At 38.9% G+C, this 15,462-nt stretch carries 14 protein-coding genes; 7 read left to right on the top strand and 7 right to left on the bottom strand.

The window, feature by feature from the left end:
- Nucleotides 1-17: 17 nt before the first annotated feature.
- From GO816_RS05410 to GO816_RS05395, 4 genes are all read left to right on the top strand, one after another.
- Nucleotides 18-272, top strand: coding sequence for a hypothetical protein (locus GO816_RS05410; RefSeq protein ID WP_157540340.1), 255 nt, complete (start codon nt 18-20; stop codon nt 270-272).
- 62 nt (nt 273-334) lie between these two features.
- On the top strand, nt 335-1,705 hold the full coding sequence (gene rmuC, locus GO816_RS05405) for a DNA recombination protein RmuC (protein ID WP_157540339.1): 1,371 nt from the start codon (nt 335-337) through the stop codon (nt 1,703-1,705).
- 58 nt (nt 1,706-1,763) lie between these two features.
- On the top strand, nt 1,764-2,342 hold the full coding sequence (locus tag GO816_RS05400) for a Crp/Fnr family transcriptional regulator (protein ID WP_157540338.1): 579 nt from the start codon (nt 1,764-1,766) through the stop codon (nt 2,340-2,342).
- 74 nt (nt 2,343-2,416) lie between these two features.
- Complete coding sequence (locus tag GO816_RS05395) at nt 2,417-3,310, top strand: SDR family oxidoreductase (protein WP_157540337.1); 894 nt, start codon at nt 2,417-2,419, stop codon at nt 3,308-3,310.
- Nucleotides 3,311-3,374: 64 nt separating this feature from the next.
- On the opposite strand, the gene thiL is transcribed toward GO816_RS05395, so the two are convergent.
- Entirely contained in the window at nt 3,375-4,415 is a 1,041-nt protein-coding gene (gene thiL, locus GO816_RS05390) for a thiamine-phosphate kinase (RefSeq protein ID WP_157540808.1), read from the bottom strand.
- 292 nt (nt 4,416-4,707) lie between these two features.
- Complete coding sequence (nadA, locus tag GO816_RS05385) at nt 4,708-5,700, bottom strand: quinolinate synthase NadA (RefSeq protein ID WP_157540336.1); 993 nt, start codon at nt 5,698-5,700, stop codon at nt 4,708-4,710.
- Nucleotides 5,701-6,116: 416 nt separating this feature from the next.
- On the opposite strand from nadA, the gene nadB reads away from it, so the two are divergent.
- The 3 genes from nadB to GO816_RS05370 are packed head-to-tail and all read left to right on the top strand — an operon-like array spanning nt 6,117 to nt 8,943.
- Nucleotides 6,117-7,706: an L-aspartate oxidase gene (gene nadB / locus GO816_RS05380; RefSeq protein ID WP_317163604.1), complete on the top strand. Its 1,590-nt coding sequence runs from the start codon at nt 6,117-6,119 to the stop codon at nt 7,704-7,706.
- A 10-nt stretch (nt 7,707-7,716) separates the two neighbouring features.
- Nucleotides 7,717-8,376 (top strand): hypothetical protein, encoded by a 660-nt coding sequence (locus tag GO816_RS05375; RefSeq protein ID WP_157540334.1) that lies wholly within the window; start codon nt 7,717-7,719, stop codon nt 8,374-8,376.
- A 54-nt stretch (nt 8,377-8,430) separates the two neighbouring features.
- Nucleotides 8,431-8,943: a gamma carbonic anhydrase family protein gene (locus GO816_RS05370; protein WP_157540333.1), complete on the top strand. Its 513-nt coding sequence runs from the start codon at nt 8,431-8,433 to the stop codon at nt 8,941-8,943.
- Here the strand turns inward: GO816_RS05370 and GO816_RS05365 are convergent.
- From GO816_RS05365 to GO816_RS05350, 5 genes are all read right to left on the bottom strand, one after another.
- Nucleotides 8,933-10,588, bottom strand: coding sequence for an Ig-like domain-containing protein (locus tag GO816_RS05365; protein WP_157540332.1), 1,656 nt, complete (start codon nt 10,586-10,588; stop codon nt 8,933-8,935). The two genes, GO816_RS05370 and GO816_RS05365, sit on opposite strands and share 11 nt — an antisense overlap.
- 129 nt (nt 10,589-10,717) lie before the next feature.
- Complete coding sequence (gene mnmG / locus GO816_RS05360) at nt 10,718-12,580, bottom strand: tRNA uridine-5-carboxymethylaminomethyl(34) synthesis enzyme MnmG (protein ID WP_157540331.1); 1,863 nt, start codon at nt 12,578-12,580, stop codon at nt 10,718-10,720.
- Nucleotides 12,581-12,632: 52 nt separating this feature from the next.
- Nucleotides 12,633-12,872: a CBU_0592 family membrane protein gene (locus tag GO816_RS19025; protein ID WP_449406777.1), complete on the bottom strand. Its 240-nt coding sequence runs from the start codon at nt 12,870-12,872 to the stop codon at nt 12,633-12,635.
- A 2-nt stretch (nt 12,873-12,874) separates the two neighbouring features.
- Nucleotides 12,875-14,743, bottom strand: a complete 1,869-nt coding sequence (locus tag GO816_RS05355; protein ID WP_317163593.1) for an ABC-F family ATP-binding cassette domain-containing protein — start codon at nt 14,741-14,743, stop codon at nt 12,875-12,877.
- Entirely contained in the window at nt 14,740-15,396 is a 657-nt protein-coding gene (locus GO816_RS05350) for an NAD(P)H-binding protein (RefSeq protein ID WP_157540330.1), read from the bottom strand. The genes GO816_RS05355 and GO816_RS05350 overlap by 4 nt, the downstream gene beginning before the upstream one ends.
- Nucleotides 15,397-15,462 lie beyond the last annotated feature (66 nt).

Here is a 15,462-nt window from a genome sequence, read left to right as displayed (position 1 = left end):
CTAACATACAACTCGTTATGAAAAAAGCCGCCTGTTTCCTCATGTTAATTTCGGCAATGGTATTATCAGCCTGCAATGCTTCAACCAGTAAAACCGGCGGCGATGTGGCCGATTCTGGCATGAACCATGGTAGTTCTGGTCCGGCTGATAGTGTGGGCGTAGTATCTCCGGGCAATCCTGCTGGTAACGCTACCGGTACAGGCTCAACCGATACAGGCACAACGGGCAGCAGCCAGGGTGCACCTGCTATTGATACCAGCCGCCGTATGTAAGCCAATAAATTTAATTAGCATTTTTAATAAATACTGCTTTCATTTGCTAAAATTATTATCAGATGGAAGTATTGGTATTAAGTGGCGTTATAATTTTTTTGCTGGCTGCACTTTTGTGGGTTATCAGCAAAGGAAGGCCGTCAAAATTATCTGATGTCGATTTAAATGAACTTAAAGCTGATAACGATCAGCTACGTATAAAAATCAGCGTAGCTGAAGAACGCATCAATAATACCCTGGCTGAAAAGGACACTATTGCTCAGCTACTTAAAGAAGAAAATCAAAAGCTCAATACACAACTACAGGCCGAACGTTTGGCTTTAGCTCAAGCTAACCAGGCGCTTGAAAGTAACCGCTCGTATTACCAGGCGCAGCAGGAAAAACTTCGTGAGCAAAAAGCCGAAATGGAACAAACCCGTTTGCATTTTCAGCGCGAATTTGAAAATGTAGCCGAAAAGCTTCTCAAAGAAAAATCACGCGAGTTTACTGATGTTAACAGGCATCAGTTAGATCATATTTTGAACCCGCTCAAGGAAAACCTCAAGGCTTTTGAAGATAAGGTAGAAAAGGTTTACAATATGGAAGCTGCTGATCGTAACACTTTAAAAGGCGTTATTACGCAGCTTATGGACCTTAACCGGCAAATTAGTAATGAAGCGCAGAACCTTACCAAAGCGCTCAAAGGTGATAATAAAAAGCAGGGTAACTGGGGCGAGTTCATCCTCGAAAAAGTACTGGAGCGTTCAGGACTGATCAAAGACCGCGAATATCGCCTGCAGGCTGCCCATCAGGACCAGGAGGGTAGCCGCTTTATGCCCGATGCCATTATTGACCTGCCCGATGATAAACACCTGGTGATTGACTCTAAAGTATCGCTGGTGGCTTATGAGCGGCTGGTGAACGCCGAAACGGAAGACGAGCGTAAACTATATGCCAAAGCCCACGTAGAGTCCATTAGGCAGCACGTACATGGCTTATCGGCCAAGAACTATCATGACCTGCAAAAAATAAACTCACCCGATTTTGTATTGCTTTTTGTGCCCATTGAATCATCTTTCAGCGTTGCAGTACAGCTTGATGCCGATTTATTTAATGATGCCTGGGATAAGCGGGTGGTAATTGTTAGTCCGTCGACGTTATTAGCTACCCTGCGTACTATTGCCAGCATGTGGAAACAGGAACGCCAAAACCGCAACGTAATGGAAATTGCGCGCCTAAGCGGTGAAATGTATGATAAATTTGTTGGCTTTTTAACCGACATGGATGGTATAGGCCGTAACCTTAAACAAACACAGGATGCCTATGAGCGTGCCCTTAATAAACTAAGTGAGGGCCGCGGAAACTTAACCATTACCGCCGAAAAAATTAAAAAGTTGGGCGCCAAAGCCAATAAGCAGATTGACGGGAAGTTTACCTCATTATTTGAAGATTAATAACACTTATGTTGTTAACTGGTAGATTCTGGGGTGATATTATTTATAAATTTGAGTAATGCATCCTCATTTTGAAACTTATCTTCAAACCCAAACTACTCTCACAGCTAATGAGATATCACAGGTAAGCAGTATGGCTTCATTTCGTATTTTAAAGCGAAATGAAAGCGTACTTTTTGCCGGTGATATTTGTAAGCACAAAACATTTGTAATATCAGGTTTATTGCGAAATTACAGTACATCGGTAGATGGTAGTGAACATATCCTCAGGTTTTCACCTGAAAACAGCTGGACACTGGACGTGGAAAGTTATGATAAGCAGGCACCCTCAGTTATTAACATATCGGCCATTGAACCCAGCCAGGTGCTTATGTGGAACAAAACTGATTTTCAAAATTTATTAGTCAACGTACCTGCTTTGAAGCAATTAGCTGAGCAACTGATTGCCAATAACACACATTACAGCAGCCAACGTATGTTAACAACTTTAAGTGCCTCTCCCGAAGAAAAGTACGAAGATTTTACCCGGCGTTTTCCAAATTTACTTGCCCGTTTACCATTACGTATGATTGCGGCTTATTTGGGTATTTCACTTAAAACGCTTACCCGAATACGCCACGCACAATTAACCAGGTAATGTAAATTATGGTCAAATGACCTTGTTTATAAAGGCCTTTGCCTTACACTTTTGTGGTAATAAAACATATTACTATGAAAATATTTGTAACTGGAGCTTCGGGTTTTGTAGGCTCTGCCATTGTGAAGGATTTAATACAACATGGCCACCAGGTTTTAGGGCTTGTACGGTCTGATAAAGGTGCCGAACAGGTAAAGGCTGCGGGTGCCGAAGTGTTGATAGGGGATGTTAATAACCCTGATTATTTAAAGCAAGGCATATCTGTTTGTGATGCGGTTATGCACACTGCATTCAATCATGATTTTTCGCAATACAAAGCAAGTTGTGAAGCCGATAAAGTTGTGATTGAAGCAATGGGTGATTTACTTGCTGGTACTAATAAACCACTGGTAATTACCTCTGGGGTAGGGCTTTTAAATTACAACCGTTTAGTAACCGAAGATGACTCGCTTCCGGCCGGCTCAGATGTAATACCTCGTGCAGCATCTGAAGAAGCAGCAGCGCAGGTTGCCGCAAAAGGCGGTAACGTTTACGTTGTGCGACTACCGCCAAGTGTACATGGCGCCGGTGATTATGGCTTTGTACCTATGGTTATTAACATGGCGCGGGATAAAGGCGAATCGGCCTATGTAGGTGACGGAAACAATTGCTGGCCCGCTGTAAGCCGTGCTGATGCCGCATCAGTTTATCGTCTTATTGTTGAAAAACAACCGCAGCTTAGAGTATTTCATGCTGTTGGCGAAGAAGGTATTCCTTTCAAAGAAATTGCAACAGTTATTGCCAACGGCTTGAATTTGCCTTTAGTAAGCAAAAGCGGTGATGATATTGCTGCGCATTTTGGGTGGTTTTCACACTTTGCTTCCATCAATTGCCCTTCAGACAGTATCAAAACCCGGGAGGCATTAAACTGGAAACCGCAAGGACCAGGTTTGCTTGAGGATATAGCGACAGCAGGGTATTTAAGTTAAAAATTAATAAAAAAGCCTGCGCATGTTAATAACCTACACAGGCTTTTTTAAATGTCACAATCGATTATTTTTTAAAAGCATTCCAACCCTGAGCTTTAAGTTCATGCACTTGTCCGCCTTTAGAGATAAGCTGGCAACCTGCCGATGCCTCGGTAATGTAACCAATTATACTTACATCAACATCGTGCTTAATTTTATCATAGTCAGCCTGTTTTATGGTGAAAAGCAGTTCGTAATCTTCACCACCGCTTAAAGCACAAACCGTAGGATCAAGGTTGAATTCACGTGCGGTATCATAAGTCATCGGGTCAACCGGAATTTTTTCTTCATACAACTGGCAACCCTTATTGCTTTGTTTACAAAGATGTAAAATTTCAGAAGCCAAACCGTCTGACACATCAATCATTGAGGTTGGCTTTACCTTCAAATCTTTTAATAATTGCACAATATCATGCCGCGCTTCGGGTTTTAGCTGGCGCTCAATGATGTAATCCTTACCCTCTAAATCAGGTTGAATTTTTGGGTTTTCTAAATAAACCAGTTTTTCACGTTCTAACAACTGCAAACCAACATAGGCTCCACCCAAATCGCCTGATACGCAAAGCAAATCACCTTCTTGTGCACCATTGCGGTAAGTAATATCGGCTTCATCAGCTTCGCCTAAAACAGTTATACTAATTACCAAGCCCTGCTTGCTTGATGTGGTATCACCGCCTATAATATCAACATTATACTGCTCGCAAGCCAGGTATATGCCACTATAAAGTTCTTCGATTGCCTCCAAGGTATATTTGCTTGATAGGCCTAATGATACGGTAACCTGTGTAGGCCGGGCATTCATGGCGCAAATATCGCTTAGGTTAACTTGTATAGCTTTGTAACCCAAATGTTTAAGTGGAGTGTATGCCAAATCAAAATGAATGCCTTCCAACAGCATATCAGTTGATACTAAAACCTTTTTATCGGCATAATTCAATACTGCAGCATCATCACCAACACCTTTAACCGTGCTTTTATGCTTAAGCTGTATGTTTTGAGTTAAATGGTCAATTAATCCAAATTCGCCTAACTTTTCAATATCGGTTTTACCGGCGTTGTCAAACATGTCCATAACTGCAAAAATACAAAAAGCTTACTGATTATGTATTTTATTCGTCAGGCATATCCCTAATCACACCTATAACTGAGTTTTCAACATATGTATTCAGCAGGAGGGATGAAATCATTTGCAGTTCGAAATTTAATATCTTGATCAAAATTAGTACTTAAGAGTTTTATTAACATTAATGTGAATAACGCAATTAAATCTAACAATCAGTCCACTTTACCAGCATCATCAACGTAAAAAGACCGGTCATATAACCGGTCTTTCCATATTTTGTGGATAAGTTTACTCCTTACAAACCTAACTTGGCCGAGATATCTAACATACGTTCAATTGGCTTCACTGCTTTCTCAATAATATCTGCAGGAAGTGTTATCTCAGGCATCTCGTTTTTAAGGCACAAATAAAGCTTCTCAAGCGTGTTTCGTTTCATGTGAGGACAATCATTGCAGGCACAAGTATTGTTCGGTGGAGCGGGTATAAAGGTCTTCTCCGGGTTATCTTTCTCCATCTGGTGAAGTATACCTGCTTCAGTAGCCACAATAAACTCTTTTGCCGTACTACTGGTAGCATATTTCAATATGCCGGTTGTTGACCCAATATAATCGGCCAGCTGTAGTATATGTTCCTCACACTCGGGGTGAGCCAAAATTTTAGCTTCAGGGTGCCGCTCCTTAAGCTTAGTGATCTTTTCGCGGCTGAAAATCTCGTGTACCATACAGGCGCCATTCCACAATACTAAATCTCTGCCTGTTTTTTTGGCTACATAAGCGCCCAAGTTACGATCAGGACCAAAGATGATCTTCTGATCGGCCGGCAAGCTTTCAACAATTTGTACGGCATTACTTGATGTGCAAACAATATCACTGAGTGCCTTCAACTCCGCGGTACAGTTTACGTAAGTTATTACCAGATGATCAGGATAGTTTTCCTTGAACTTTTTAAACAAATGCGGTGGACAACTATCAGCCAAAGAACATCCGGCTTTAATATCGGGTAACAATACCTTTTTCTCGGGCGATAGGATCTTTGCAGTTTCGGCCATAAAATGTACACCTGCAAAAACAATAATGTCGGCATCAGTCTTAGCTGCCTGTTGCGAAAGGCCTAAACTATCGCCAATATAATCGGCTATATCCTGTATCTCGCCTTCCTGGTAATAGTGGGCAAGTATAACGGCGTTCTTTTCTTTTTTCAGTTTTTGAATTTCGGTGTAGAGGTCAAGCGTTGGATCTACTTCCTCTTCAACAAAACCTTTTATGTTAATTTCTTCTAAAATGTCCATTGTTCACAGTACAATAAATACAATATATTTTAATTTATATAAATCTCTTATTGTTTATTAGTGTGTTAGTAATGTGGGTAAGTGATGATGAATTTAATTGCTGATATAACTTATTACACTTGTTTCCACAGGTTATCCACAATGATAAAAACTTAATTGATTGATTTTCAAGATTACATTTTAATCCACATCTATGTTAATAAACTGTTATGTTAATTAAAAGGCAGTTTTAACAATGTTGGTTTCTTGGGTATTTGTCATGCAAAGTGTATGCCTCAATTGGGGATAAATAAAGTTTTTGCGCCGTTTGTTCACATCAACAAAACTTATTAGCTATTTACCTACGCAAAATTAACATCTTTTAACGGCCTTATCCACACAAGTATTACTTTTACACATTGTAGACACTATTTATGATAAGAAATGTGGATTTCCTGGTAGTTGGTTCGGGCATAGCCGGATTAAGTTTTGCACTTAAAGCTGCCAAACATGGTAAGGTACTGATAGTTACCAAAGCCAGCGAAGATGAATCAAACACAAAATATGCACAAGGTGGTGTTGCCGTAGTTGTGGATAAAAAAGAAGATTCGTTTGAAAAGCATATTGAAGATACGTTAATAGCCGGCGACGGCCTTTGTGATGAAGAGGTGGTGCGCATAGTTGTTGAAGAAGGTCCGGAGCGCATACGTGAAATTATTGATTACGGTACAAATTTCGACCGTACAAAATCCGGCGATTATGATTTGGCCAAAGAAGGTGGCCATTCTGAATACCGTGTACTCCATTATAAGGATATCACCGGGTTTGAAATGGAGCGTGCTTTATTACAGCAAATACATCAAAACCCAAATATTGAAATTTTAACCCACCATTTTGCAGTTGATTTAATTACTCAACACCACCTGGGACAATTTGTGGATAAGCAAAGTAAAGACATAACCTGTTATGGTATTTACGCCTTCAATACAGAAACTAAGGAGGTTGAAACTATTAAGGCCAAGGTAACAGTAATGGCATCGGGTGGGGCAGGACATATATATGCTACAACCACTAACCCGGTTATTGCTACCGGTGATGGTGTAGCCATGGTTTACCGTGCTAAAGGCAAGGTACGTAATATGGAGTTTATCCAATTTCATCCCACAGCGCTGTACAATCCGGGTGAGTACCCGTCATTTTTAATCTCAGAGGCAGTGCGTGGTTTTGGCGGTGTACTAAAGCGTACTAACGGCGAAGAGTTTATGCACGAGTATGATTCACGTAAATCTCTGGCACCGCGTGATATTGTTGCACGTGCGATCGATGCCGAAATCAAGAAATCGGGTGAGGATTATGTGTATTTAGATGTAAGGCATAAAAAGAAGGCAGATATTTTAGCGCATTTCCCTAACATATACGCGAAGTGTTTGGATATAGGTATTGATATGACCAAAGATATGATACCTGTAACGCCGGCTTGTCATTATATGTGTGGTGGGGTTTTGGTTGATCATGTGGGTAAGTCATCCATCCAGCGTTTGTACTCTTGCGGTGAATGTGCATCAACAGGATTGCATGGTGCTAACAGATTGGCATCCAATTCATTATTAGAAGCGTTGGTGTTTGCTCATCGTATTTACGAAAATGCCATTATAGATTTTGAAACTAACCAAATACCTGATAACATACCAGACTGGGATGAAAAAGGCGTTCAGCTATCAAATGAAGATATACTAGTTACGCACAACGTACGCGAAATGCAAAAGCTAATGAACGACTATGTGGGCATTGTTCGTTCTGATTTCAGGCTAGACCGTGCCATGCGTCGTTTGAAATTTTTGCATGACGAAACGGAGGAGTTCTATAAAAAAACAAAGCTATCAGTAAAGCTTTGTGAACTGCGTAATTTGATACAAGTATCATACCTGGTTGTAAAATCGGCCATGGCTCGCAAGGAGAGTAGAGGGTTGCATTATACTACAGATTATCCGGAGCATATGGATGTTTTAGAGGATACGGTGTTTTAAAATAAATATTATGGGGATACTAGATATTTTTAAGAAAATAAAAAAGCCTTATAAAGATAGTTATGTCAATAATATCTATGAATTGTTATTCTGCGATTATGAACTTTATAGAGATTACCCCAATGATAAAAGTGCTTTCCCATGGAACGTATTATTTTTGAATAATTTTAATCCGATAGAGGTAAATAATATTATTCAAAATGACAATATAGAGTCTAGAATTAAAATACTGGCTTATAGAATTTTATCAGCAAACGGCATGGTTATAGACGATAAGGAGCTACTTGCTGTTATTGTTGAAGTTGGGCTGGATGATGGACTGGATGTATTAGCATCTTTTAAGGATGGTACCGCAAGATATATTAATCAAAGTGGAAAGATCTTAATTTGGGAGAATATAGACAATACTTCTATAAACCTTACAGAAAGTCTTTTCGAGCGTAGCAACATTATTGTAAATCAAATTGGTCCGTGGAATGAACCAAGAAGATCTCATCCAGAAAAAGGCATGGTGAGAATCAGTTTTTTGGTATCTGATAAATTATACTTTGGTGAAGGACCTATAAAGATTTTATTTAATGATGAACTAGCAGGACCGGCATTATTAGCAGCGACCTATCTAATGAAGTATATAACTGAGAAATCTTTAAGCAACGACGAAAGTATTTAATCTAAGATTCTATTTAATTATTGTTTAAATATTGAGTAACAAAGAAATAAGCATATGCCCTTAATTTTACCAGTAAAAAATAAACTCCCAGTAATTGCCGAAGATTGCTTTATTGCACCAAATGCTACAATAGTCGGCGATGTTACTATAGGCGAAAAATGTTCGGTATGGTTTAATGCAGTAATTAGGGGTGATGTGAATAGCATTACCATTGGACACCATAGTAATATTCAGGATGGTGTATGTGTACATGCTACCTATTTAAAGGCTTCTACAAACATCGGTAATTATGTATCGGTAGGGCATAATGCCATTATACATGGCTGTAAATTAGATGATTATGTATTAGTAGGTATGGGCGCAATTGTAATGGATGATGCCGTGGTGCAATCAAACGTGATAATTGCTGCGGGCGCCGTAGTGCTTGAGAGTACCATTTGCGAATCGGGATATTTATATGCCGGTACACCGGCAAAAAAAATAAAGCCACTTACCGAGGAGCAACTGGCTTTATTGCAAAAATTACCACATAATTATAACCTATATTCCAGTTGGTTTACTGAGTAGGTTTTGCATCTGCTTCCTCTTTTGGTATTACTAATGGTTCTTCCATTTCCCAGTTCGGCCTTAGCGTAAGCTCCTTATCACTAAACCAAGTTTTTTCGGGATACTGTTTTAATCTAACATTACCACTGTCGGCCTTCTTGTTTTTATTAGCATCATAAGTAACCTTTATAGTGTATTTGCCGGTAAAGAAATTACGATATACAATAGATGTATTTTTGGTTATTACATCAGTTTGCAATGTAGCCTTCTTTTCGTTTTGAATTTCAACAATGTAACTTTTGCTGGTATCAGGTACAGTTACTTTTAGGGTAAGTGTACCATAGTTCTCAGGTTTATCAATATTAAAGCGTTTATTAAATTCTTTGTTTTTATCGCCGTATATGTTAGTTAAGGCTTCATCAGCAAACTGTAATTCATAGCGGGTGTTTTGTTTCCAACGGTATTTAACAATCAATTTGCGTTGATTTGATGGGTCTTTAACTATTGATAAATTATTCACCGTGTTTGAGTCTTCCCGCAATTTAATCTTGCTGATATCATAAGATTCCAGGGGCAAATTTGCAGTTAAAATTAAGTCTGTTCCTGGCCGTAACCTATTGTCAATGTTGATATTATAGCCCAGCGTAACGTTTCTTTTGAAAGCTTCATTTTTACCCTTTCGCAAGGCAATGGTATCTATAAATTTTCCATCGTCGGCTATAGCTATGCTTAAGCTATCAAATTCCATATTACGGAAAAAGACTAATGCACTGTCGCGCGTTTTAGTAAAGTCTACAATTTTTTGCGCGTCTAAACCTGCCGGAAAGTTTACTTTAAGTGATGGCTTATTTAATGGCTTATTAAATATTAGCGATACTTTACCATCGTTATCAAAGCGTTTAGTTGTTACCCTGAACTTTTCAGGTGCTTGTTTAAATAAGTTTAACTGGACATTTGATACATCACCTTTTAGCGTAATTGGCTTATCTAAAAATGCAATGAGTTCATTATCGCTATTATAAATTTTATCGCCTGATTGTTCCTTTAATGCATATATGGTGTATTCACCCTCATGCAGGTTATTTAGCGAGAAATTTCCCGATGAATCGGTAGTAGCAAAATAAGACGGTTTTTTCTTGCCAAACATTGCAGTGTCTTTGGCTGCCGGGAAGATCATAACGGTTGTTTCTTTTTCCGGTTGAGAGGTAAGTGTGTTATTTACCTTTCCGCTAATGCTTAGCGAGTCTATCTGATCGCCGGTGGAAAATACGTAAGTGAAATTTTTAAGCTCGTTTGATTCATTAACGTCAGCAATTGATTTACCGAAGTTGAAAACGTATGTGGTATTTTTAAGTAAAGAATCATTTAGCTTAATTATTAAACTTTGACCCTTGGTAACGTACTCCGGCTGTTTTTCAAATGCCGGACTTATGCTAACCTCTGTATAAGGATTATTAAGTTTAAAGTATTCGTCAAAATCAATTTGAATTTGCTTAGCAGAAAATCTCCTCGTTTTGTTTTCAGGAGTAGCTTTCAAAATCTTTGGCGGTGTACGATCTCGGGGACCGCCTTGGGGTCTTTGTATACTTGCACATCCAATTAAAAGTAAAAGCGCAAAAGTTGTAAAATAATATGAAGAAATTTTTAGGATGCTATAAGTAGGCATTTTTAAGCGTTATAAGCGATTTTTGGTAATTTTGGGACTCCGATATTAAAATTAAAAAATAATGGCTTTAATACCTATTTATTAAAGCCATTTTTCATTGCAATTTTCGATTTTTTGCTCAAATTCACATCATCTTGATATGTGAACCATTAGCACAGAAATATCTGAAGGAGACACTCCTGAAATTCTTGATGCCTGACCGAGTGTTCTCGGTTTTATACGCATCAGCTTTTCACGCGCTTCTTTTGATAAAGATTGCAGTTGTTGGTAATTGAAATCAGGATTAATTTCTTTGTCTTCCATTTTTCTCATACGATCAACAATCTCCAGCTCCTTATCAAAATAACTCTCGTATTTGATTTTTATTTCAGCCTGTTCAATTGTTTCTTTGTCATATGCTGATAGTAATTCATTCAACGAAGCATCAGCTTTACGCAAATCTTCAAATCCAACCTGTGGTCTTCCAATTAACGATACCAATTTAACATTCTGCGATAGGGGAGTAGTACCTAATTCTTCCAGCAATGAATTTAATGAGGCAGCCTCAACTGATTTAGTTTTGGCATACTTCACAATATCATCAGAGTTTTTAATTTTTTGGTTTACTTTATCCAAACGCTCATCACTTATCAAGCCTAATTCTTGACCAACTGGTGATAAACGAATGTCGGCATTGTCCTGTCGTAACAATAACCTGTGTTCGGCCCGTGATGTAAACATGCGGTATGGTTCTTCAGTACCTTTGGTAACTAAGTCGTCAATCAGTACACCAATATAAGATTCTGATCTTTTCATAATCAGTTCATGTTTATCATGAACCTTTTGGTGAGCGTTGATACCGGCAATGAGTCCTTGTGATGCTGCTTCCTCATAACCAGTAGTACCGTTAATTTGGCCTGCTAAAAATAAGTTGCTTATTTTCTTGGTTTCAAGTGTTAACCCAAGTTGGGTAGGGGGGAAGTAGTCATACTCAATTGCGTAACCCGGGCGAAACATTTTAGCATTTTCAAATCCTGGAATTTGCGTTAGAGCACGGTATTGAACATCTTCCGGTAACGATGTTGAAAATCCGTTTACATAAATTTCTACTGTATTGAAGCCTTCCGGTTCAACAAATATCTGATGACGTTCGCGCTCTGCAAAACGATTGATTTTATCTTCAATAGATGGGCAATAACGTGGACCTAATCCTTTAATACGCCCGGTAAACATTGGAGATTTTTCGAAGCCTTCTTTTAATGTTTCATGTACAGCGGAATTGGTATAGGTTATCCAGCAGCAACGTTTTTCGGTTGGCCTTTCAACGTCTGTAAATGAAAAGCGCCCGGGGTTTTCGTCACCCCATTGCTCTTCCATTACAGCGTAATTCAACGTGCGACCATCAATACGTGGTGGTGTGCCTGTTTTCATTCTTCCGGCCTCAAAACCTAACTCAACCAATTGTTCTGTTAAACCTGTAGCCGATTTTTCGCCTGTTCTGCCACCGCCAAAACGTTTTTCGCCTATATGTATAACACCATTTAAAAAGGTCCCGTTTGTTAGTACTACAGCGTCACATTCTATCTCTACGCCTAATGATGTTTTTACACCTTTAACTGTTTCGTTTTTTACAATAAGCGAAGTGACAGTGTCCTGCCAAATATCTACGTTTGGTATAGCCTCCAATGCTAAGCGCCATTCTTCGGCAAAACGCATACGATCGTTCTGCGCACGGGGACTCCACATTGCGGGGCCTTTCGACAGGTTAAGCATGCGGAATTGTATAGTTGTCTTATCGGCTATAATCCCCGACAAACCTCCCAGTGAATCAACCTCACGCACAATTTGTCCCTTGGCTACACCACCCATTGCAGGGTTACAACTCATTTGTGCAATAGTGCCCATATTCATGGTTATGAGCAATACCGATGAACCCATATTAGCAGCGGCAGCGGCGGCCTCGCAACCTGCATGACCTGCTCCAGCTACTATTACATCATATTTTTTAAACATCTAAACCTCCAATGTTCCACGTGGAACTATTACAAAATTACAACCGGTAATATTATGTTCCACGTGGAACTTTAAATAATGATACTAATGCTACAAACGCCCAAATGCATTCCAGAATTACAAAAGGGTAAAAGCTAATTAAGTAAGATGAATAACCACATAAACCCGCCCCAACAAAATTCATTAAAGCATAAGCTTTACTTTCTGATCTAATTTTTTTGAATAAATTAAGTGCAAATCCAATCAACAGAACTATTACACCAATAGAAGCTATGATATCCGACGTCTTCATTATTAACTTTCTTTAAGCTCAGTAAGCTCCATCCAGCGCATGGTTCTTTCTTCCAAGTTATTGTTCAGCTTTTCAATGCTATTAGAGATATCAACGATTTTCTGATGATCTGTAATAGTATTCAGCTGCTCAGTAAGTGCTTTGACTTGCTCTTCAATTTTCGCAATATCAGCCTCTGCCGTTTCCAGTTCTTTTTGTTCTTTAAAAGATAGTTTACTCTTCTTTTGAACTTGTGCAATTGGGGTAGGAGCTACTGCAACCGGCTTTTGTTTTTGCGCTTGCTTCGCCTCTTCTTGTTCAAGGCGGAATGAAGAATAATTACCGTTATACAAATCAACAGCACCTGTACCACTTACTACAAAAAGCTGGTCTGTTAATTTATCCAACAAATACCTGTCGTGCGATACCATTAAAAGAATGCCCGAGTAAGTGGTAAGGAATTCTTCCAATACATTTAAAGTGTCAATATCTAAATCGTTTGTAGGCTCGTCCAGTATCAGAAAATTAGGATTTTTCATCAGGATATTGAGCAGGTGCAAACGCTTTTTTTCGCCACCACTAAGCAAACGTATAAAGCCATGCTGACGTGATGGAGGAAACAGGAATAAAGTAAGCAACTGTGAAGCCGAAATCATTTTACCATCAGCCATGGTAATATATTCTGCTACATTTTTTACTACATCAATTACGCGCTCATCTTCTTTAAAGTTCATACCGGCCTGGTTAAAATAACCAATTACCGTAGTTTCTCCTTTGTCAATGTTGCCCGTATCGGGTTGTAGTTGTCCTGTGAAAATATTTAGTAAGGTTGATTTACCACTTCCATTTTTGCCGGCAATACCTATACGGTCACCTTTCTTAAATACATAGCTGAAATTATCAATCACTGTACGCCCCTGAAAGGTTTTGCCGATGTGGTTAACCTCCATAATTTTATTGCCCTGGCGCGATGTCTTCATGCTCAGTTCCACCTTAGCATTAGGACCAGCATTTTTGGTTTTATCTTCTAACTCGTAAAATGCATTAATACGAGACTGTGATTTTGTACCGCGGGCCTGAGGCTGCCTGCGCATCCATTCGAGTTCCTTTTTAAGTAAATTAGTGTTCTTTTGAAACTGTACTTCTAGGTTTGCCTCACGTTCCGCTTTCTTCTCTAAGAAGTACTGATAGTTGCCGCTGTAAGTAAATATCTTTCCACGGTCTATTTCTACAATCTCGTTACACACATTATCTAAAAAGTACCTGTCGTGTGTTACCATTAATATGGTTTTGGCACCTTCTGTTAATAGTTTTTCTAACCACTCAATGGTGTCTATGTCAAGGTGGTTGGTGGGCTCATCTAAAACATAAATATCCGGATCTTCAATTAACAACTTAGCTAATGCCAAACGCTTTTTTTGACCGCCCGATAAGGTATCAATTCGTTGTCCTAAATGGTGAATATCCAAACGCCCTAGGATATTTTTAATTTGATATTCGTATTCCCAAGCGTTAACTGCACTTAGTTCTTCAGTAATCTTTTCAATGGCTTTAAGATTATCAGGCTCCTCTTCCAGTAACTGCTCGTAACGCAAAATAAGCTGTTGTTGAACATTATCTTTATGAAAGATATAATCACTGATGGTATGACCTTTTTCAAAAATCGGGTCTTGCTCCAGGTAACCAGGACGAAGATCACGCTGTGATACAACCTTCCCTTCCGTAGGATTTATTTTTCCTGATAGTAATTTAAGTAGGGTAGATTTTCCGGCTCCGTTAACACCAACTAAGGCAACGCGGCGTCCGCGGTTAATGCCTAAAGTAAGGTTACGAAACAGCCAATGGTCATGAAAAGAATGACCTAAATTTTCTGCTGATAAATACGTGCTCACGCTAATTGTTTTATATGATGTGAAGGATATATAAAAGTTCCTTCATCTGTTTTTAATGATTGCTTGTACATGGCAATTGCAACTGCTACCGCAGATATGCTCTTGTACTTTTGTAAACTGCCGCCTAGTAATGGGTTTATTAATCTCATAGCTAAACCAGCTACCTTTTCGAGTAATCTGAACTCTTTTCTTTTGCCCGTAAGTACCGAGGGCCTGTAAATATGTATAGACTCAAATGCTAGTTTCTGAATATCATTTTCAGTTTGGCCTTTGAATTTTAAATATGCACTGCTGGCATTCTTATTTGCACCAACTGATGACATGTAATGGAATTGTTTAAAGCCATTTTCAGATGCAATTTGAGCTAACTTAACAGGGTAGTAATGCTCAATTTTGCGGTACTGTTTAATATCCGGTGTTTTAGCTTTTGTAGTACCCAGGCAGCAAAAAAAAACGTTACCGTTGATAGATTTAGCAACTTCATCAAGTTTATCAAAATCAATGATAAGCTGTACTAGTTTTTTATGCTCAATAGGTAACTGCTTACGTACTATTACCATCACTTCATCATAGTGAGGCTGGTTTAAAATAGTTTTAAGTAAATATTCACCAGTTAAACCACTTGCCCCTGCTAATACTGCTTTGTTTGCCATGAGTTAAACGCAAAGGTACGTAAAGTATTTAACCTGCAAATAAGTTGCTTGATTGACTATGCCTTA

This window comes from Mucilaginibacter aquatilis, assembly GCF_009755275.1.
GTDB lineage: Bacteria > Bacteroidota > Bacteroidia > Sphingobacteriales > Sphingobacteriaceae > Mucilaginibacter > Mucilaginibacter aquatilis.
Note: the sequence above shows the minus strand (reverse complement) of the source record. Positions and strands in the feature narration are given on the sequence as shown.